The 18,070-nt window shown below is 41.6% G+C and carries 16 protein-coding genes; 15 read left to right on the forward strand and 1 reads right to left on the reverse strand.

Features of this window, described 5'->3' with window-relative positions; translation table 11 throughout:
• Positions 1–55: 55 nt before the first annotated feature.
• The 5 genes from MKY83_RS06870 (at position 56) to MKY83_RS06890 (ending at position 6,096) form a co-directional block, all read left to right on the forward strand.
• On the forward strand, positions 56–709 hold the full coding sequence (locus MKY83_RS06870; protein WP_106067345.1) for a cell wall hydrolase: 654 nt from the start codon (positions 56–58) through the stop codon (positions 707–709).
• Between the two features lie 114 nt (positions 710–823).
• Complete coding sequence (locus tag MKY83_RS06875) at positions 824–2,140, forward strand: polysaccharide biosynthesis protein (RefSeq protein ID WP_106067346.1); 1,317 nt, start codon at positions 824–826, stop codon at positions 2,138–2,140.
• Positions 2,141–2,194: 54 nt separating this feature from the next.
• Entirely contained in the window at positions 2,195–2,683 is a 489-nt protein-coding gene (gene stoA / locus MKY83_RS06880; RefSeq protein ID WP_044139797.1) for an endospore biogenesis thiol-disulfide oxidoreductase StoA, read from the forward strand.
• A gap of 294 nt (positions 2,684–2,977) precedes the next feature.
• The gene (locus MKY83_RS06885; RefSeq protein WP_268508016.1) at positions 2,978–4,897 is read left to right on the forward strand and encodes a heavy metal translocating P-type ATPase; all 1,920 of its coding nucleotides are present in this window, start codon (positions 2,978–2,980) and stop codon (positions 4,895–4,897) included.
• Positions 4,898–5,001: 104 nt separating this feature from the next.
• Entirely contained in the window at positions 5,002–6,096 is a 1,095-nt protein-coding gene (locus tag MKY83_RS06890; protein ID WP_268508014.1) for a Xaa-Pro peptidase family protein, read from the forward strand.
• A 53-nt stretch (positions 6,097–6,149) separates the two neighbouring features.
• Here the strand turns inward: MKY83_RS06890 and MKY83_RS06895 are convergent, their stop codons facing one another.
• The gene (locus MKY83_RS06895) at positions 6,150–6,293 is read right to left on the reverse strand and encodes a hypothetical protein (RefSeq protein WP_003211556.1); all 144 of its coding nucleotides are present in this window, start codon (positions 6,291–6,293) and stop codon (positions 6,150–6,152) included.
• A 93-nt stretch (positions 6,294–6,386) separates the two neighbouring features.
• Here MKY83_RS06895 and MKY83_RS06900 point away from each other — a divergent pair, with 93 nt between their 5' ends.
• The 10 genes from MKY83_RS06900 to MKY83_RS06945 all read left to right on the forward strand — a co-directional run bounded on the left by MKY83_RS06900 (position 6,387) and on the right by MKY83_RS06945 (position 17,941).
• Positions 6,387–7,376: a LacI family DNA-binding transcriptional regulator gene (locus MKY83_RS06900; RefSeq protein ID WP_268508012.1), complete on the forward strand. Its 990-nt coding sequence runs from the start codon at positions 6,387–6,389 to the stop codon at positions 7,374–7,376.
• A gap of 55 nt (positions 7,377–7,431) precedes the next feature.
• Positions 7,432–8,286: a transcription antiterminator gene (locus tag MKY83_RS06905; RefSeq protein WP_003212366.1), complete on the forward strand. Its 855-nt coding sequence runs from the start codon at positions 7,432–7,434 to the stop codon at positions 8,284–8,286.
• Positions 8,287–8,488: 202 nt separating this feature from the next.
• Positions 8,489–10,588 (forward strand): glucose-specific PTS transporter subunit IIBC, encoded by a 2,100-nt coding sequence (ptsG, locus tag MKY83_RS06910; RefSeq protein WP_106067350.1) that lies wholly within the window; start codon positions 8,489–8,491, stop codon positions 10,586–10,588.
• A 93-nt stretch (positions 10,589–10,681) separates the two neighbouring features.
• Positions 10,682–10,948 (forward strand): phosphocarrier protein HPr, encoded by a 267-nt coding sequence (locus MKY83_RS06915; protein ID WP_003211078.1) that lies wholly within the window; start codon positions 10,682–10,684, stop codon positions 10,946–10,948.
• Complete coding sequence (ptsP, locus tag MKY83_RS06920) at positions 10,948–12,666, forward strand: phosphoenolpyruvate--protein phosphotransferase (protein ID WP_106067351.1); 1,719 nt, start codon at positions 10,948–10,950, stop codon at positions 12,664–12,666. Before MKY83_RS06915 ends, ptsP begins: the two co-directional genes overlap by 1 nt.
• 97 nt (positions 12,667–12,763) lie before the next feature.
• A complete protein-coding gene (locus MKY83_RS06925; protein ID WP_044139803.1) occupies positions 12,764–13,006 on the forward strand; it encodes a transcriptional regulator SplA domain-containing protein in 243 nt (80 codons plus the stop codon).
• An 82-nt stretch (positions 13,007–13,088) separates the two neighbouring features.
• On the forward strand, positions 13,089–14,117 hold the full coding sequence (gene splB / locus MKY83_RS06930) for a spore photoproduct lyase (protein WP_065097169.1): 1,029 nt from the start codon (positions 13,089–13,091) through the stop codon (positions 14,115–14,117).
• 116 nt (positions 14,118–14,233) lie between these two features.
• The gene (locus tag MKY83_RS06935) at positions 14,234–16,195 is read left to right on the forward strand and encodes a methyl-accepting chemotaxis protein (protein ID WP_044139805.1); all 1,962 of its coding nucleotides are present in this window, start codon (positions 14,234–14,236) and stop codon (positions 16,193–16,195) included.
• Between the two features lie 74 nt (positions 16,196–16,269).
• Positions 16,270–17,055 carry an SDR family oxidoreductase gene (locus MKY83_RS06940; protein WP_065097171.1) on the forward strand — a complete coding sequence of 262 codons (786 nt, stop codon included), beginning with the start codon at positions 16,270–16,272 and terminating at the stop codon, positions 17,053–17,055.
• A 13-nt stretch (positions 17,056–17,068) separates the two neighbouring features.
• Positions 17,069–17,941 carry an NAD(P)-dependent oxidoreductase gene (locus tag MKY83_RS06945; protein WP_065097172.1) on the forward strand — a complete coding sequence of 291 codons (873 nt, stop codon included), beginning with the start codon at positions 17,069–17,071 and terminating at the stop codon, positions 17,939–17,941.
• Positions 17,942–18,070 lie beyond the last annotated feature (129 nt).

An 18,070-nucleotide genomic window follows, 5' to 3' on the forward strand; every position in this document is an offset into this window, starting at 1 on the left:
TGTTAGAGTGGACAAGTATCTTACCGCCTACTTTGATAAAGGAGGAATGAGGCGAATGATGAAAATTCATACCGCTCTTTTTGTCATCCTTATGCTAATCGCAGCCATGAAGATGGACAACATACAAGAGCAGCAAGGCACACTAAGTCACGAACTTTCACAAGCACCTGTTAAGCATGAGCTTTCATATATAGATCAAGATGATCAAGATCAAGTCATCCCAGCATTTTCAGAGGAGAAGCGTCAGCCGAAAGTCAAAATGCTAAGTACGTCTACAGAAAAAAAGTCTTCAAAAACGAAGCAAAAGAAAAGAGTAAAATCAGAAACGACGAATGAGGAAAGCGCCAAACGCTATTCTAATGAAGAAATGGAGCTGCTCTCACGATTGGTACATGCTGAAGCGAAAGGTGAATCTTACGCAGGTAAAAAAGCTGTGGCAAGCGTCGTCTTAAACAGGGTGGAGCATCGCTCTTTTCCTGACAGTGTCAAAGGTGTTATTTATCAGCGAAATGCTTTCCAGCCAGTATCGAATGGAAGTATTCATGATAAAGCAGATCAAGATTCTGTTAAAGCTGTGAAGCAAGTAGTGAAAGAACATGACAGAACAACAAAGGCCATTTATTTTTATAATCCCAAAACGGCAACAGATAACTGGATTCGTTCCCGCAAAATTGTAGAACGTATCGGTCGTCACGTATTTGCCGTATGAAGAAAGAAGCGATTTGATGGATCGCTTCTTTTTTTGTCTTCATTTATCAAAATATTTTCAGGACTTGTCTCATAGAATGTGAAAAGAATTTGCTTTAGATAAAGGGGAGGCTACATGAATCGATTTGTAAAAGGGGTCATTCTGCTATCTGTCGCAGCTTTCATTGCGGAGTGTATCGAGTTTTTAGTCAATATGATTTTAGCGAGAGAGCTTGGAGAACATGGAATGGGTCTATATATGAGTATCCTTCCAATCATTATGCTTGTCCTTGTGATTGCCAGCTTAGAGCTGCCAGTCTCCATTTCTAAATTCATTGCAGAATCGCATGAGCGGCTCCATAAAAGTATGCTCCGCCATGCGTTTAAAATGACGCTTGTGGTGACATGTACAACAACGGGGATCGCTGCGATTGTCCTGCCGTTCATTCCAGTGTTTCAGTCGTATCATCCGCTCATGAAAGGGCTTGTGCTGTCTCTTATTCCAATTATTGCGTTTACCTCGATCGCACGCGGCTATTTTATGGGAAAGCAGCAAATGGGCAGGATCGCTCTTGCCAATATGCTGAAGAAAACGATCCAGCTTATCTGCTTGTTTTTGTTCTTCCATTGGTATTCGTTTGATATTGAAACAGCGGTACTCATTGCCATTGGTGTCATTGTCGCGAGTGATCTCGTCGTCTTTATTTATTTATACTCCCAATACGTCATGGCGAAAAATGCTGTCAATGTCAGGTCTGTTGAATTAAGAGGAATTGACGTGAGAAAGCGCCTATTAGCTGTCTCCATTCCGACAACGGGCATGCGGATTTTTCATGCGATCGCAAATGCCATAGAACCATTTTTAATCAAAGGAGCCCTTATTGCAGCAGGCATCTCTGGCACACTTGCTGTTGATCATTACGGCATGCTGGCTGGTGTCGCGATGTCGATCGGTTTTTTCCCTGCGTTTATCGCTCATTCCATCATGATTGTGATGATTCCCAATGTATCTGAAGCCTATGCTTTACGTCAGTATGACCTTGTGAAAAAACGTGTCAGGCAGGCGATTCTCATTACATTTGGGTACGGGGTGCCGGCAGTGATGGTGATGTATTATTTTGCTTATCCGCTCACGCAGCTCTTTTTTGATTCACCGCAAGCTGCTGTCTACTTACAGCTGCTTTGGCCGTACTTTTTATGCCACCTGTTTGTGATGCCATTTCAAGCGTGCTTAATCGGTATGGGGCTCATTAAAGATGTGTTCCTACATAATATATGGGTGCATGTCGTCTCGTTTTCAATGGTGTATTTTCTCGGATCAATTGAAAGCTTGAATATGATGGGGGTCATATTAGGGATGAATACGGGCATGCTTCTGTTGACTGCACTGCATTATGCGACGATTTGTAAGGAGCTCGGCGTTTCCATGTTTCTTAGAGTGAAAAAAGCATGAATGTCCTCTTCGTCGAGCGGGCAAGCTATAAGAAAACTGGGAAGGAAGATCCTGATGAATCGTAAATATCTACCCGCCAGTCTTCTTATAATGACCTTGCTTCTATTACTCATAGGCAGCGAGGCTGAAGCGAAAGAGCCCGTTATGGCGCCAAAGATAGAGGCTCCTGCATTAACTGGTGAAACGCAGATGATTCCGGCGAAAGGAAAAAAGACCATTTTGCATTTTTGGACAACATGGTGCCCGTCCTGCAAAATGGAGCTGCCCGTATTTGACCAGATCGTGAAAGAAAATCAGAGTGATGTTGATATCTTAACGGTGAATTTACTAGGGGCAGAACAAAGTAAACATGCGGTTGCCCAATTTGTGAAAGACAGAAAGTTTACATTCCCGGTCATACTAGATGAGCGAGGGGAAATGATGAAGAAATACCAAATCATCACCATTCCAACCAGCTTTTTGATAAATGAAAAAGGGGAAATTGTGAAAAATCATGTAGGTCCACTGACGAAAAAACAAATCAAGGAGTGGACGGATTTTTAGAACGAAACATTATTTCAAGAACCAAGGATCATTCCTTTGGTTCTTTTTTTGTGTTCAATTGCTTTTTATCTGAATAAACTGTGCTCAGAAGAGATGAAATGGTCTACATCAATAATGATAATTATTATCAAAAAGAAATTATAATAATTATTAATTGAAAATCGGTCAGAACCTGTTATAATGAATAACAGACCTATAAAAAGCTTGAAATAGCAGAAAATATAGATGAAAAAAGGAAACGTGCAACAATTGATGATGTGAAAATCATTATCAATTAGAGAGGAGAAAACAATCATGAATGAGAATACAGCACTTTATCAAACAACAAATCAAAAGGAATCGAAATGGTCCCTTCATCAATGGGCACAGCACGGAGAATTAATAGCAGCAGGTATCTCGGGGATTCTCATTTTGGTTGGATGGATGTTAAAGGATGAGAGCATGTGGAGTATTCCTTTATTTATCCTTGCGTTTATTATTGGAGGTTTTGCAAAGGCGAAGGAAGGAATTGAAGAAACCATTTCGTCTAAAAGCTTGAATGTTGAACTTTTAATGATTTTCGCAGCTATAGGCTCAGCAATCATTGGATATTGGGCAGAGGGCGCGATCTTAATTTTTATTTTCTCATTAAGTGGTGCGCTTGAAACGTATACTTCAAATAAAAGCAAGAAGGATTTAACAGCTTTAATGAGCATCGCACCAGATGAAGCGACTTTCATTGAAGAAGATGGCACGACCATTCAAGTCGCTGCTTCATCATTAACACCAGGTGACCGTATCATGATCAAAGCTGGGGAACGTATTGCAGCAGATGGTGTGATTCTAAGCGGCAGAACAAGTGTGGATGAATCTGCGCTTACGGGCGAGTCTGTGCCCCAGGAAAAAGGGCAAGGCGAAGATGTGTTTGCGGGAACAGTGAACTTAAATGGTTCCTTAACAGTAGAAGTGACAAAACATAATGAAGAAACGCTTTTCCATAAAATTATTAAACTTGTCGAATCGGCTCAAGAAAGTGTGTCACCAAGCCAGGCTTTTATTGAAAAATTCGAAGGTGTGTATGTAAAAGGTGTACTGATCACCGTTGCGATTTTAATGGTTCTGCCTCATTTTGTACTAGGCTGGAGTATGAGTGAAACCTTCTACCGGGCCATGGTGTTTATGGTTGTTGCATCACCTTGTGCGCTTGTTGCATCCATTATGCCAGCTGCTTTGTCATTGATCTCAAACGGCGCAAGAAACGGAATGCTCGTCAAAGGGAGCGTCTTTTTAGAAAAGCTAGGCACAAGCAGCATGATTGCTTTTGACAAAACGGGGACGATTACAAGCGGAAAGCCAGCTGTGGAGCAGGTGGTGATCGCTAAAGGACAAGAGGAAGCGGCCTTTTATCAGGCGCTTTATCAAATTGAAAGTCAATCAAACCATCCATTAGCGAAAGCGATCTCTGATATGGCACAAGAGCAACAAATAGAAAGATCAGCTCATGTCACCATTGAAGAAACCTCTGGTTTTGGTGTAAAGGCACAATTGAATGGAGAAACGTGGCGGATTGGGAAGAAAGACTTTGCTGGCAAGGCTTCAATGGACCGCGAGATTGAAGAGGCAGGAGAGCATCTTTCTGAAAAAGGATATACAGTGGTGTATGTTCAGAAGGAAAAAGAAGTCGTTGGATGCCTTGGCCTTAAGGATCAAATTAGACCTGAAGCGAAGAAAATGATTCAAGAGCTGAATGATTTAGGCATCCAAACCGTCATGCTGACAGGAGATCAGCAAAAAACGGCTGAAGCCATAGCGCAGGAAGCCGGCATCCAAACGGTTGTTGCTGAGTGTCTGCCAGATGAAAAGGTCCATGAGGTCAATCAATTAAAAAAACAAGGGAACTCGATCATCATGGTAGGCGACGGAATCAATGATGCACCGGCACTCGCCACAGCAGATGTCGGGGTTGCGATGGGCGGAGGCACAGACGTAGCCTTAGAAACAGCAGATTTGATCTTAATGAAAAACAATTTAAATAACTTAACAAAGATGATCCGTCTTTCAAGAAAGATGAATCGAGTTATTAAGCAAAATATTATTTTCTCATTAACGGTGATTTGTTTGTTAATTTGTGCGAATTTCTTACAAGTGCTTGATTTGCCTTTTGGCGTCATCGGGCATGAAGGAAGTACGATTTTGGTCATTTTAAATGGATTGCGTCTGCTTCGTGCATCTTAAGCAAATCATCATAGCGCACTTGGCTTCTGCCAGTGCGCTTTTGTGCGAAATAAAGCAAAAACTGATACAATAGATCAGTAGTAAAACGTGTGAGGAGGATCACGATGAACCGAATGAAGAGCTTGTCTTCTTGGCTAAAGGAAAAAGACATTCAAGGTGCATTTATACATACAAAGGAAAATGTGTTTTATCTATCTGGATACTTCACAGAGCCGCATGAAAGAGTAATGGGGCTGTTTGTGTTTCAAGAGGCAGATCCATTTTTTATTTTGCCTAAAATGGAAGTCGAACAGGCGAAAAATGCTGGATGGTCAGGCGATATCATTGGTTATGAAGACCATGAGAATCCATTTGATTTCATTCAGTCAGCAGTAGAAAAACGCGGTGTAAGAGCAACTCGACTTGCAATTGAAAAAGAGTCGATTCCGCTTCAAAGAGTAGAACAGCTTCAAGCTGCCACTGGGGCAGAAACTTTTGTCCGGGCAGAAGAAGAGCTCAATCAGCTAAGGCTGATTAAAGATGAATCTGAAATTGCTACACTGAAAAAAGCAGCTCAATTGGCAGATGAAGGGGTAAAAATTGGGGTGAACGCCTTAAAAGAAGGAGTCACCGAAACAGAAGTGCTCGCTGTCATTGAATATGAGCTAAAGAAAAAAGGCATTCAAGGCATGTCCTTTTCGACGATGGTTCTCTTTGGCGAAAAATCAGGAGAGCCTCACGGAAATCCAGGACAGGCAGCCTTAAAAAAAGGCGACTTTGTGTTATTTGACCTTGGAGTCATTGTTGATGGGTACTGCTCAGACATTACAAGAACATTCATCTATCAGGAAGCTTCTGATCAGCAAAAGGACATCTATCAAACCGTTCTAAACGCAGAAATGGCAGCACTTGAAATGAGTAAGCCGGGTGTGAGAATTGGAGACCTGGACTTAAAAGCACGCGGGCTGATCACAGATGCTGGATATGGAGACTATTTCCCTCACCGCCTTGGACATGGTCTAGGGGTGTCTGTTCATGAGTTTCCTTCGATGAGCCAGGCAAATGATGATCTTCTCCAAGAAGGCATGGTGTATACGATCGAACCGGGGGTCTACGTCCCAGGAGTCGGCGGCGTCAGAATTGAAGATGATGTATTGATCACAGCAGACGGTCCAGTCACTTTAACTAATTATCCGAAAGAGCTGACGATCATCAAGTAATAAAAAAATCACGATGAACGTCCATGTCTTGGAAGTGTCATCGTGATTTTTTGTCACTCTTTTCGATCCTTATCAACAAAAAAATCATCAATTGATTCAAACGGTTTGATTTTATGTTCTTTTCCTAAAGGATGTAGTGCAAAACGAGCAGAAAACAAAACAGTCATACATAATATAATCCATATGATGAAACCCATCTTGAATTCTCCTTTCCATCCAGTGATTTGTTCAGCTCACATACATCTTAAAGTATGAAACGCTTACCATAGCAAGAGAAAGTAGGAGAAAAAATGGCAAACATAAGGGAGATTGCGAAAAGAGCGGGCGTATCTGTGACAACTGTATCACGTGTGTTGAATGATCATCCTTATGTCAAAGAGGAAAAACGAGAACGTGTTCTACATGCGATGAAAGAGCTTAAATATACGAGAAACATTCAAGCTGTCCATTTAGCAAAGGGCTATTCAAATATGCTTGGCATCGTTCTTCCGACGATTGAACACTCTTATTTCAGCGGACTTGTCACAGGTATTGCAGAAAAAGCACAGGCGTGCGGTATGCATTTTGCTTTATTTCAAACGGGGTATGATCCATTAAAAGAAAAAGAAGCGTTAATGAGTTTAAAAGAACGCCGTGTCGATGGTTTAATATTTTGTTCAAATGCGTTAAGTGATGGGCACCTTCTAAAGTGGCAGGAATCTGGGCCGATTATATTTTGTCATCCCACGCCGCATGATACATGCTCAACAGTGTCAATTGCGCATGATCAAGCATTTAAGGAAGGCCTGCATCATTTGGCAGCATGCGGCCATCAACGAATTGCGATTGTTCTCGCCAGAACAGAAGGAGCGAATAGCGAGTCGCGCCTTCAGGCTTATCAAGACATGATGAAATCGCTCGGGCAGGCCATTGATGAAGAGTGGATCATCGAAGGGAAGCTATCACTTCTTGATGGGAAACGATTGTTTGCAGAATGGAAGGAAATGAAAAATCGCCCAACGGCATTATTCATTACAAATGACGATGTCTCTGCAGGCTTTTTATTAGAGGCGCAGCGTCATGACATAAAAGTAGGAGAATTTCCAGCCATACTGAGCTTTCAATATAACCAATTAAGTGAGGCTTTGGGGATTTCCAGCATTGATATTCCGCTGAAACGAATGGGTCAGGAAGCGTTTGACTTGTTCGATCGGGCCATAAAGGGAGAGGTGCCAGAGAAAAGAATGCTGCCATTTCGCCTGATCGAGCGATCAACCACCGTTTTCAAAAACAATCGTTGACGCACGTTTCATCTGTTTTGTACGATAAGAGGGATTGAATAAGAAGGAGGTGGGGATGTTCATGGAATCCTTCACCGTTGATAAAGCGTTAAATAATAATGTCATCATTGCAAGACACCCTTCTTTGGGCGAAGTAGTTCTGATTGGGAAAGGAATCGGCTTCGGGAAAAAATCGGGTGATGTTCTCGATCAAGATACATTTGAAAAAATGTTTGTCCTTAAAAATACAAAGGAACAAACAGAATATAAACAACTGCTTCACCACATTGATGAGAACATGATCGAGCTTGCCAATGACGTCATTTATCATATACGAGAAAAAATGGGACACCGTTTGAATGAGCATATTCATATTGCCCTGACTGACCATATTGCCTTTAGTTTTAAGCGGGTGCAGCAAGGATATGATATCACCAATCCCTTTATGCTTGAGACGAAGTCGTTGTATCCGAAAGAATACGAGGTCGCAAAGGAAGTCGTTGAGCTAATTAACGAGCGTCCTGATGTCGAAACAAAGCTGCCAGAAGGAGAGATTGGCTTTATTGCGCTCCACATTCACTCAGCTTTAACGAATCGGCCATTATCTGAGGTGAACCGTCATTCGCAGCTCATCACGCAAATGGTCCAAGTCATAGAAGATTCATTTCATATGAAAGTAGACAGAGAAAGTATTCATTATTTACGCTTATTGCGCCATATTACGTTTTCGATTGAGCGTATTAAACGGGAAGAATCTTTAGAGGAGCCAGAAAAATTGCTTCATCTATTGAAAAATGAATATCCTTTATGCTACAATACTGCTTGGAAAATGATCAAAATATTACAACATGCATTGAAAAAGCCTGTACAAGATGCAGAGGCTGTCTACCTGACCCTTCATCTGTACAGATTGACAAATAAAATTTCATAGTTTCCTTGAAACGTGTAACTGATTCGATCAGGCATGAGTGACTTAAGGTAAATACAGGATAAGATCCTGTTATTTGCGCAACCTTATATCACCATGCCTTTTTTTGTGTTTGAAAGTGAAATGTAAACGGTTAACTATGAAATGTATGTCAGGGAGCGTCCCACATGTATGTTGTAAGGGAAAATAAAAGGAGGTTCAACTAGTGTTTAAATCACTTTTTGGTGTGTTGCAAAAAATTGGACGAGCACTTATGCTTCCAGTTGCGATCCTTCCTGCTGCTGGTATTTTACTAGCACTTGGGAATGCGATGCAAAATCCGCAACTGATCGATGTGGCTCAATTTTTAAGCAATGATACAATTCAGCTTGTTGCAAGCGTCATGGAAAATGCGGGGAACATTGTCTTCTCGAATCTTCCGCTCTTATTTGCTGTAGGGGTTGCCATCGGTCTTGCTAATGGAGACGGTGTGGCAGGGATTGCCGCAATTATCGGTTATCTTGTCATGAACGTAACGATGAGTGCCGTATTAATGGCCAACGGATCCATTCCATCCGATTCAATCAAATTGGCTAAGTTCTTTAAGGAAAGCCATCCAGCATATGTTAATATGCTCGGCATACCGACCTTGTCTACCGGAGTTTTTGGCGGGATTATTGTCGGGGTATTAGCAGCTTATATGTTTAATAAATTTTACAAAATTGAGCTCCCGCAATATCTTGGCTTCTTTGCTGGTAAGCGTTTTGTTCCAATTGTTACATCTATTTCAGCACTTATTTTAGGGCTTTTGATGCTAGTCATTTGGCCGCCAATCCAAGGTGCACTGAACTCGTTCTCAACAGGACTGCTCGCAGCGAATGAGCCGCTTGCTGCCTTTGTATTCGGTGTCATTGAACGCTCATTAATTCCGTTTGGTCTGCACCACATATTCTACGCGCCATTCTGGTATGAGTTCTTTAGCTATAAGAGCTTATCAGGAGATATTATCCGTGGTGATCAGCGTATCTTCATGGCTCAAATCAAAGATGGTGTTCAGCTGACAGCTGGTACATTCATGACAGGGAAATATCCGTTCATGATGTTTGGTCTGCCAGCAGCAGCACTTGCGATTTACCATGAAGCAAAACCAAAGAATAAAAAGCTTGTCGCAGGAATTATGGGATCAGCAGCCCTGACTTCTTTCCTAACAGGGATTACTGAACCGCTTGAATTCTCATTCTTGTTTGTTGCACCAGTGTTATTTGCCATCCACTGTGTATTTGCTGGATTATCCTTTATGATAATGGATATTCTAAACGTGAAAATCGGTATGACCTTCTCAGGAGGATTAATCGATTTCTTCTTATTCGGTATCTTGCCAAACAGAACCGCTTGGTGGCTTGTGATTCCAGTTGGTCTCGCACTTGCTGCTATTTATTACTTCGGATTTAGATTCGCCATTCGCAAATTTAATCTGAAAACGCCAGGCCGTGAGGATGAAGCAGCTGACGGTGCAGATAGTGCTAAGTCTGAAAAGGGTAATGACTTACCTTATGAAATTCTTGAAGCAATGGGTGACCAAGAAAACATTAAACACCTTGATGCTTGTATTACGCGTTTACGTGTCACTGTTAACGATCAGAAGAAAGTGGACAAGGACCGCTTGAAAAAGCTTGGTGCTTCAGGAGTTCTCGAAGTAGGGAACAACATCCAGGCCATCTTCGGTCCTCGCTCTGATAATTTAAAAACACAAATGCAGGACATCATTGCAGGCCGCACGCCTCGTCCAGCGAAAGACCCTTCTGCAAAAGAAGAAGTCAGCCAGCAGGTCGAAGAAGTCATTGCAAAACCGCTTCAAAACGAACTAGGTGAAGAAATCTTTGCTTCACCAATTACAGGGGAGCTTCATCCGATTACAGATGTACCAGATCAAGTATTCTCAGGGAAAATGATGGGTGACGGTTTCGCCATCTTGCCAACAGATGGAACGGTGGTTTCACCGGTGAAAGGGAAGATCTTAAATGTATTCCCAACGAAACACGCAATTGGCCTGCAATCTGATGGTGGACTTGAAATTTTGATCCACTTCGGTATTGATACGGTCAGCCTCAAAGGAGAAGGATTTGAAGCATTTGTACAAGAGGGAGATCAAGTAGAAATCGGTCAAAAACTCTTAGAGGTTGATATTGATAAAATTAAGTCTGAAGTACCATCTTTGATGACACCAATTGTATTTACCAACTTAAGTGAAGGACAATTTATTGACCTTCAAGAATCCGGTGAAATCAAAGCTGGTCAAGAAAACATCATGAAAATTTCAAAATAATTTTCATAACTGCCGTTCTTGTTAGATGACAAGCTCGGCAGTATGATATAATATTGTGGATGTATTAATTGTATAAAAAGGAGATTGATAAAAATGGCTCAACAAACATTCAAAGTAACTGCAGATTCTGGAATTCACGCACGTCCTGCAACAGTACTTGTACAAACTGCTAGTAAATATGATGCTGATATCAACTTAGAATATAATGGTAAAACAGTGAACCTGAAATCTATTATGGGTGTAATGTCTCTAGGAATTGCGAAAGGTGCTACAATCACTATCTCTGCTTCTGGTTCTGATGAAAATGATGCACTTGCTGCGCTTAAAGACACAATGAAAAGTGAAGGCCTAGGCGAGTAATGCAACAACTGAAAGGAATCGGTGCTTCAGCAGGCGTTGCGATTGCAAAAGCATATCGTCTGGAAGAACCAGATTTAACAGTTCACCAAAAAGACATCAACGATCCAGAGACAGAAGTGAAGCGTTTTGAAGAAGCAATTCATGTTTCTAAACAAGAACTTGAAGCAATTAAAGAACATGCGCTAAAAGAGCTTGGCCAAGACAAAGCAGATATCTTTTCTGCACACCTTCTTGTGTTAAGTGATCCAGAGCTGCTAAACCCAGTAAAGGATAAAATCAACTCTGATAAAGTAAATGCTGAATTTGCTTTAAAAGAAACAGCGACAATGTTTGTTACGATGTTCGAAGCAATGGACAATGAATACATGAAGGAACGCGCAGCGGATATTCGCGACGTAACAAAACGTGTAACTGGACATTTGCTAGGCGTTGACATTCCGAATCCAAGCATGATTTCTGAAGAAGTGGTCATCATTGCTGAAGATTTAACTCCTTCTGATACTGCTCAGCTGAACAGACAATTCGTCAAAGGATTTGCGACAGATATCGGCGGTCGTACTTCTCACTCAGCGATTATGGCAAGATCAATGGAGATTCCAGCTGTTGTTGGAACAAAAGAAGCAACAAAAACGGTGAAAAACAATGATCTGATCATTGTTGATGGTATTAGCGGAGACGTCATCATTCAGCCTTCTGAAGATGAAGTGAAAGCGTATCAAAAAAAGCATGAAGACTATTTAGCTAAAAAAGTGGAATGGGCGAAACTGGTTGACCAGCCAACGGTCACAAAAGACGGCGTTCACGTAGAGCTAGCTGCAAATATCGGAACACCTGAAGATGTAAAAGGTGTGCTTGAAAATGGCGGCGAAGCAGTCGGATTGTACCGTACAGAATTTTTATACATGGGCAGAGATCAGCTTCCTACAGAAGAAGAGCAGTTCGATGCGTATAAAACTGTTTTAGAGAAAATGGAAGGCAAAGCAGTGGTTGTCCGCACACTAGATATTGGTGGGGATAAAGAACTCCCTTACTTGCAGCTTCCAAAAGAAATGAACCCGTTTCTTGGCTTTAGAGCGATCCGCCTTTGCCTCGAAGAACAGGAGATTTTCAGAACACAACTACGCGCCTTACTTCGTGCAAGTACATATGGAAACTTGAAAATCATGTTCCCTATGATCGCGACGTTATCAGAATTTAGAGAAGCAAAAGCCATTTTACTTGAAGAAAAAGAAGCATTGGTTGCCGCTGGTATAGACGTATCCGATTCCATTGAAATCGGTATAATGGTAGAAATTCCATCAACAGCTGTCATTGCAGACCAATTTGCAAAAGAAGTGGATTTCTTCAGTATTGGAACGAATGACTTGATTCAATACACAATGGCTGCTGATCGAATGAACGAACGAGTGTCTTATCTTTACCAGCCTTACAATCCAGCGATTTTACGTCTGATTACGCTTGTTATTGAAGCAGCGCATAAAGAAGGTAAATGGGTTGGCATGTGCGGAGAGATGGCAGGAGATGAAATCGCAATTCCTCTTCTTCTTGGATTAGGATTAGATGAATTCTCAATGAGTGCAACATCTATTCTTCCAGCAAGAACTCAGCTAAGCAAGCTTTCTAAGAAAGAAGCTGCATCATTTAAAGAGCATATTTTATCACTTAGCACTACAGAAGAAGTGGTTGATTTCGTGAAGAAAACGTTTCAACATCACTAAGTGAATTCAAACCAGACAGTAACCCTGTCTGGTTTTTTTGTCGAATTTTATCATATTGGGTCATATCCGTCAGAGAGAAGGGCATTCTATAAGAAAAATGGAGGTGTCCAGATTGCCTTTCTCAGACTATAAACCGGGTGATCAAGTATATGTGATTTATCGAAATCCACATGCAGCAAACGTAGCACAAATCAAAGAAGCAGAAATCGTTTCACATCCATACAACGAAGAGGAGCTTGCCCTATTTTTACTTGAAACGTACCATCCTTTAGCTCCAGATGATGCGGTCTTTCCGACATATGAAGAAGCAGAAGCTCTTTATCAAGATTTATTTGAATAAGGGAGATTTTAGAAAGGATAAAAGCCATCCTGCACGGTTAAAGTAACGGTATGAAAACCTATAAGGTAAGGATGTGCTAAATATGATCAAACCTTTTGTGCCCCAGCTTGTGTACATTGAACCACGGGCGTTAGAGTACCCGTTAGGACGAGAGCTGAAGGAAAAGTTCGAGGGGATGGGTATTGAAATAAGAGAAACGACTTCACATAACCAAGTAAGAAATATTCCGGGTAAAAATGACTTGCAAAAGTATCGTAATGCGAAATCAACGCTTGTCATTGGTGTGAGGAAAACGTTGAAGTTTGATACGTCTAAACCATCTGCGGAGTATGCGATCCCATTTGCAACAGGCTGTATGGGGCATTGCCATTATTGCTACCTGCAAACGACGATGGGAAGTAAGCCATACATTCGAACATATGTGAATGTTGAAGAAATATTAGATCAGGCGGAGCAGTACATGAACGAGCGTGCACCGGATATCACGAGATTCGAAGCTTCTTGTACGTCAGATATTGTAGGAATTGACCATTTGACACATACACTAAAGACAGCGATTGAATACTTCGGCCAGACTGATCTTGGTAAGCTTCGCTTTGTGACAAAATTTCATCATGTCGATCATTTACTTGATGCAAAACATAATGGCCGGACAAGATTCCGCTTTAGCATCAATGCGGATTATGTCATTAAATATTTCGAACCCGGTACATCACCGTTAGATCAGCGGGTTGAAGCGGCTGTCAAGGTTGCGAAAGCAGGTTATCCTCTTGGCTTTATTATTGCCCCAATCTACATTCATGAAGGCTGGCAGGAAGGATATAAAGTTCTTTTTGAAAAGCTCGATGCAGCTCTTCCTGAAGATGTGAGGCACGATATCACCTTTGAAATGATCCAGCATCGTTTTACAAAACCAGCGAAGCGTGTGATCCAAAAAAACTATCCGAAATCAAAATTAGAATTAGATGAAGAAAAAAGACGTTACAAGTGGGGTAGGTATGGAATTGGGAAATATATCTACCAAAAAGATGAGGAACAAGAACTAAGACAGACGTTAGAATCATATATTGATCAGTACTTTCCGTCTGCAAAAATTGAATATTTTACTTAAAGCAAGCCTTTTTGGCTTGTTTTTTTCTATTTAAATTTTCTTGCAACTATTGAATGCGGTACCAATTTTGCCGATATACAAAATAAGATACGAAAGTAGGATGTAGGGGTGATGAGATGTTTAAGAAACTTCAAGTGAGAATAGCTGTTTTTATCTCAGTTATTTTAATTTTAACCGTTGTGGCAGTTCAAGTGGGTTCCAACATAGTATTGACACCACTCATTGAACGGGATGCAAAAACGACTACAGCAGCAACAGCAGAAAGCATGAGAGATATTATTGCTCAAAAGCTTGATAATTACGGGGATACAATAAACAGACTGGCAACAAGTACACTGACAAAAGATTTTGCCCAAAAGCAAACAAAACAAACATTAACCTTTGAAAACGATGAACTAAAAGGCTTGCAGGAGCAGGATGAACTGATCTCACTTGCCTATATAGGAACAAGTGACGGCAAAATGTTTGCCTTCCCAGAATCTGATTTTGGCGAGGGATATGATCCAACAAAGAGAGATTGGTTTATTAATTCTGCTGAAAAGCCTGATGAAGTCATCTGGACAGATCCGTACATTGATAAAGCAACGAATGAAATGGTTGTCTCAGCCACCAAGGCAATTGTGCGAAATGGAAAAGTTGTTGGCGTCGCAGGACTTGATTTGAAGCTGTCTTCCATTCAATCATATATTAAGGAACAAAAGATTCCTTATATGGGAACTGCTTTCTTAGTTGATGGCAAAGGAACGATTTTGGCACATCCAACTGAGCAAGGAAAAAACATATCAAAAGTTGCTTCTGTAAAAAAAGCGATCGACAATTCCGGTATTGATGATAATAAAGAACTGACGGTCATTTCTAAAATCAAAGAGGCAGACTGGACAATAGGTGTCAGCTTTGAGAAAAAGAAACTGCTTTGGATCACAGAACAAATGAATCAGACGAGCATCATTATTTCAGTGATTGCCATTATTCTTGCGATCATTCTCAGTTTCTTATTAGCAAAAAGCATTACAACGCCAATCAAGCGTCTGATCGAGCATGTGCGTAAAGTATCTGAAGGTGATTTAACCAATTCACTTGAAACGAAATCTCAAGATGAGATTGGTATCCTCACAAAGAGCTTTAACCAAATGACTGAGGGAATCAGAGAGTTAATTGAAAAAGTGAAAGGGGCTTCAGACCAAGTAGTGACATCAACGGATGAAGTCACACAAATTTCAAATGAAACCTTGCTGTCGAGCGAACAGATTGCGACCGCCATTCAAGAGGTGGCAACAGGCGCGTCTAAACAGGCATCAGATGCAGAAACAATTAATGAGAAATCAGAGCAACTGTATGAGAAAGTGCGCCATATGGGTGAGCTTGCCACGCAAATGCAAACCAACTCAAAATCATCTGAAGATGCAAGCTATAAAGGGCTTGATGCACTTGGTGTGCTCGTTCAAAAATCAACACAAGCGAGCGAAGAATCGAAAAAGGTAGAGCAAATGCTGCTAGACCTTGAGCATAAAACGAAAAATATCGAAAACGTGGTGACAGCCATCTCTCAAATCTCGGATCAAACGAATTTACTTGCACTGAATGCAAGCATTGAAGCAGCGAGAGCTGGAGAAAGCGGACGAGGATTTGCTGTTGTTGCAGAAGAAGTCAGAAAGCTTGCTGAACAATCTGCGCAATCAACCAAACACATTAGTGAAACCGTCAAACTCATTCAAGATGAATCGAAGAAGGCGGCTGAAGCGATGACAGCAGCAAGCAAGATGAATGAGGAACAAGGTGACGCCATTAATGCAACAGGTGAGGCACTGAGCAGCATCACAATGGAAATGCAGGCACTTGTCGGTACAATCGACAGCATTCATACACAGATCAATGAAATGACAGAAGAACAGCAGAAGATGAGTGACTCCATTCAAAGCATTGCTGCAATTTCAGAAGAATCGGCGGCTTCAGCTGAGGAAGTGCATGCGTCTACAGATGAACAAGTCCAAGTTTTAGAAAGAACGAAAACCTCGACTGAAATGCTGAACGAATCAAGCAATGCATTACGTCAGGCAGTAGATCGGTTTAAGCTGTAATGAAGCGGAAAGGAACCTTGCGACGTGAGCAAGGTTCTTTTTGTATGATAAAATAAAGCAGAGGAGGTGTTGACATGAATGTCAATTTATCTGGAAAAAAAGCATTGGTCGCTGCAAGCAGTCAAGGTATCGGAAAAGCGATTGCCTTTGCTCTAGCAAAAGAGGGAGCAGATGTGATGCTTTCAGGAAGGCATGAGCACACGCTGAAAGAAACGGTGAAAGAATTATCTCCGCTTGTAAAAGGAAAGCTGACTTATCAAGTATGTGATGTGTCTGACGCGCAGCAAATCAAGGCGCTAGTTCAAGCGGCAGCTGGTGATGAGAAGTGTGTAGACATTCTTGTGAACAATACAGGCGGGCCTAAAACAGGGACGCTTGAAACCTTAACAGATGAAGACTGGATGGAATCATTTCAGCTTCATTTACTCAGCTATATTCGATTATTAAAAGAGGCCTTGCCTTATTTGAAAAAACACGGTGCACGCGTGTTAAACATTGCGTCTATGTCAGTAAAAGAACCGATCCCAGGCTTAATGCTGTCAAATACTTTTAGACCGGCTATTGCCGGCTGGACAAAAACAGCCGCTCAGGAGCTTGCAAAGGATGGTATTTTGATTAATACGTTAGCCCCAGGGAAAATTGAAACAGAGCGCGTCAAACAGCTAGATAAGCACCGCGCGCAGGTAGAGCACCAAACGGTTGAAGAAATCAAAGCACAGGCTGAACGTACGATTCCGCTTGGCCGTTATGGACAGCCAGAGGAATTTGCAGCATATGCAGCTTTTCTTTTATCTGAAGCAAGTACATATATGACAGGTCAAACACTTATCATTGATGGTGGATTGACAAAGTCTCTTTAAGGAGGAACAAGTGATGACACAAATCAAAACAGTTGGTTTTATTGGAACTGGTGTAATGGGACGCAGTATGGCAGAACATTTAATGGATGCAGGTTATGAAGTTCTCGTTTATACAAGAACAAAAGCGAAAGCAGATGCACTCATTCAAAAAGGCGCATCATGGAAGCCGGAAGTGAAGGAAATTGCACAACATGCAGATGCTGTCATCACAATGGTAGGATATCCATCAGATGTAGAAGAAATCTATTTAGGTGAAGAGGGGCTTGTGGCACATGCTGCGCCTGGTACTTATCTGATAGATATGACGACATCGAAGCCTCAGCTGGCAAAAGAAATTGAAGTGAAAGCGAAAGAAAAAGGGCTGTTTGCATTAGATGCACCAGTTTCTGGCGGAGACGTAGGCGCAAAAAATGCAACGCTTGCGATCATGATTGGCGGAGAAAAATCAGCCTATGAAGCGTGTTTGCCCTTATTTGAGAAAATGGGCGAAAACATTCAATATCAAGGACCTGCAGGAAGCGGCCAGCATACCAAAATGTGTAACCAAATTGCGATTGCAGCAGGCATGGTAGGTGTCGCAGAGGCTATGGCCTATGCCGAAAAATCAGGCCTTGATCCAGAGCACGTGCTCAAAAGCATCACAACGGGCGCGGCAGGAAGCTGGTCCTTGTCAAACCTTGCACCAAGAATGCTGAAAGGTGATTTCGAGCCAGGGTTCTACGTGAAGCATTTTATTAAAGATATGGGCATTGCACTTGAAGAAGCAGAGCTGATGGGAGAAGAAATGCCAGGACTCTCACTTGCAAAGTCACTTTATGAAAAGCTGAGTGAGCAGGGAGAAGAAAACAGCGGCACCCAAAGTATATATAAATTATGGATGAAATAAAAAATCTGTCCCATCTACGTGGGACAGATTGTAGCGTGTAAACAAACCCTCTCATTTTTTGAAGGTTTTCAATCACGCTAAAAAGAAGACAAATTCAAAACCTGCCCCAATGAGGGACAGGTTTTTTTG

Source organism: Bacillus sp. FSL M8-0266 (genome assembly GCF_038613425.1).
Classification (GTDB): Bacteria; Bacillota; Bacilli; order Bacillales; family Bacillaceae; genus Bacillus; species Bacillus pumilus.

Coding starts and splice junctions, on each gene's coding strand:
- MKY83_RS06890 (WP_268508014.1), top strand. CDS start 5,002: ATGAACCGAATGAAGAGCTTGTCTTCTTGGCTAAAGGAAAAAGACATT.
- MKY83_RS06900 (WP_268508012.1), top strand. CDS start 6,387: ATGGCAAACATAAGGGAGATTGCGAAAAGAGCGGGCGTATCTGTGACA.
- MKY83_RS06945 (WP_065097172.1), top strand. CDS start 17,069: ATGACACAAATCAAAACAGTTGGTTTTATTGGAACTGGTGTAATGGGA.
- MKY83_RS06935 (WP_044139805.1), top strand. CDS start 14,234: ATGTTTAAGAAACTTCAAGTGAGAATAGCTGTTTTTATCTCAGTTATT.
- MKY83_RS06875 (WP_106067346.1), top strand. CDS start 824: ATGAATCGATTTGTAAAAGGGGTCATTCTGCTATCTGTCGCAGCTTTC.
- ptsP (WP_106067351.1), top strand. CDS start 10,948: ATGCAACAACTGAAAGGAATCGGTGCTTCAGCAGGCGTTGCGATTGCA.
- MKY83_RS06885 (WP_268508016.1), top strand. CDS start 2,978: ATGAATGAGAATACAGCACTTTATCAAACAACAAATCAAAAGGAATCG.
- MKY83_RS06925 (WP_044139803.1), top strand. CDS start 12,764: ATGGAGGTGTCCAGATTGCCTTTCTCAGACTATAAACCGGGTGATCAA.
- MKY83_RS06905 (WP_003212366.1), top strand. CDS start 7,432: ATGTTCATGGAATCCTTCACCGTTGATAAAGCGTTAAATAATAATGTC.
- MKY83_RS06870 (WP_106067345.1), top strand. CDS start 56: ATGATGAAAATTCATACCGCTCTTTTTGTCATCCTTATGCTAATCGCA.
- stoA (WP_044139797.1), top strand. CDS start 2,195: ATGAATCGTAAATATCTACCCGCCAGTCTTCTTATAATGACCTTGCTT.
- splB (WP_065097169.1), top strand. CDS start 13,089: ATGATCAAACCTTTTGTGCCCCAGCTTGTGTACATTGAACCACGGGCG.
- MKY83_RS06895 (WP_003211556.1), bottom strand. CDS start 6,293: ATGGGTTTCATCATATGGATTATATTATGTATGACTGTTTTGTTTTCT.
- MKY83_RS06915 (WP_003211078.1), top strand. CDS start 10,682: ATGGCTCAACAAACATTCAAAGTAACTGCAGATTCTGGAATTCACGCA.
- MKY83_RS06940 (WP_065097171.1), top strand. CDS start 16,270: ATGAATGTCAATTTATCTGGAAAAAAAGCATTGGTCGCTGCAAGCAGT.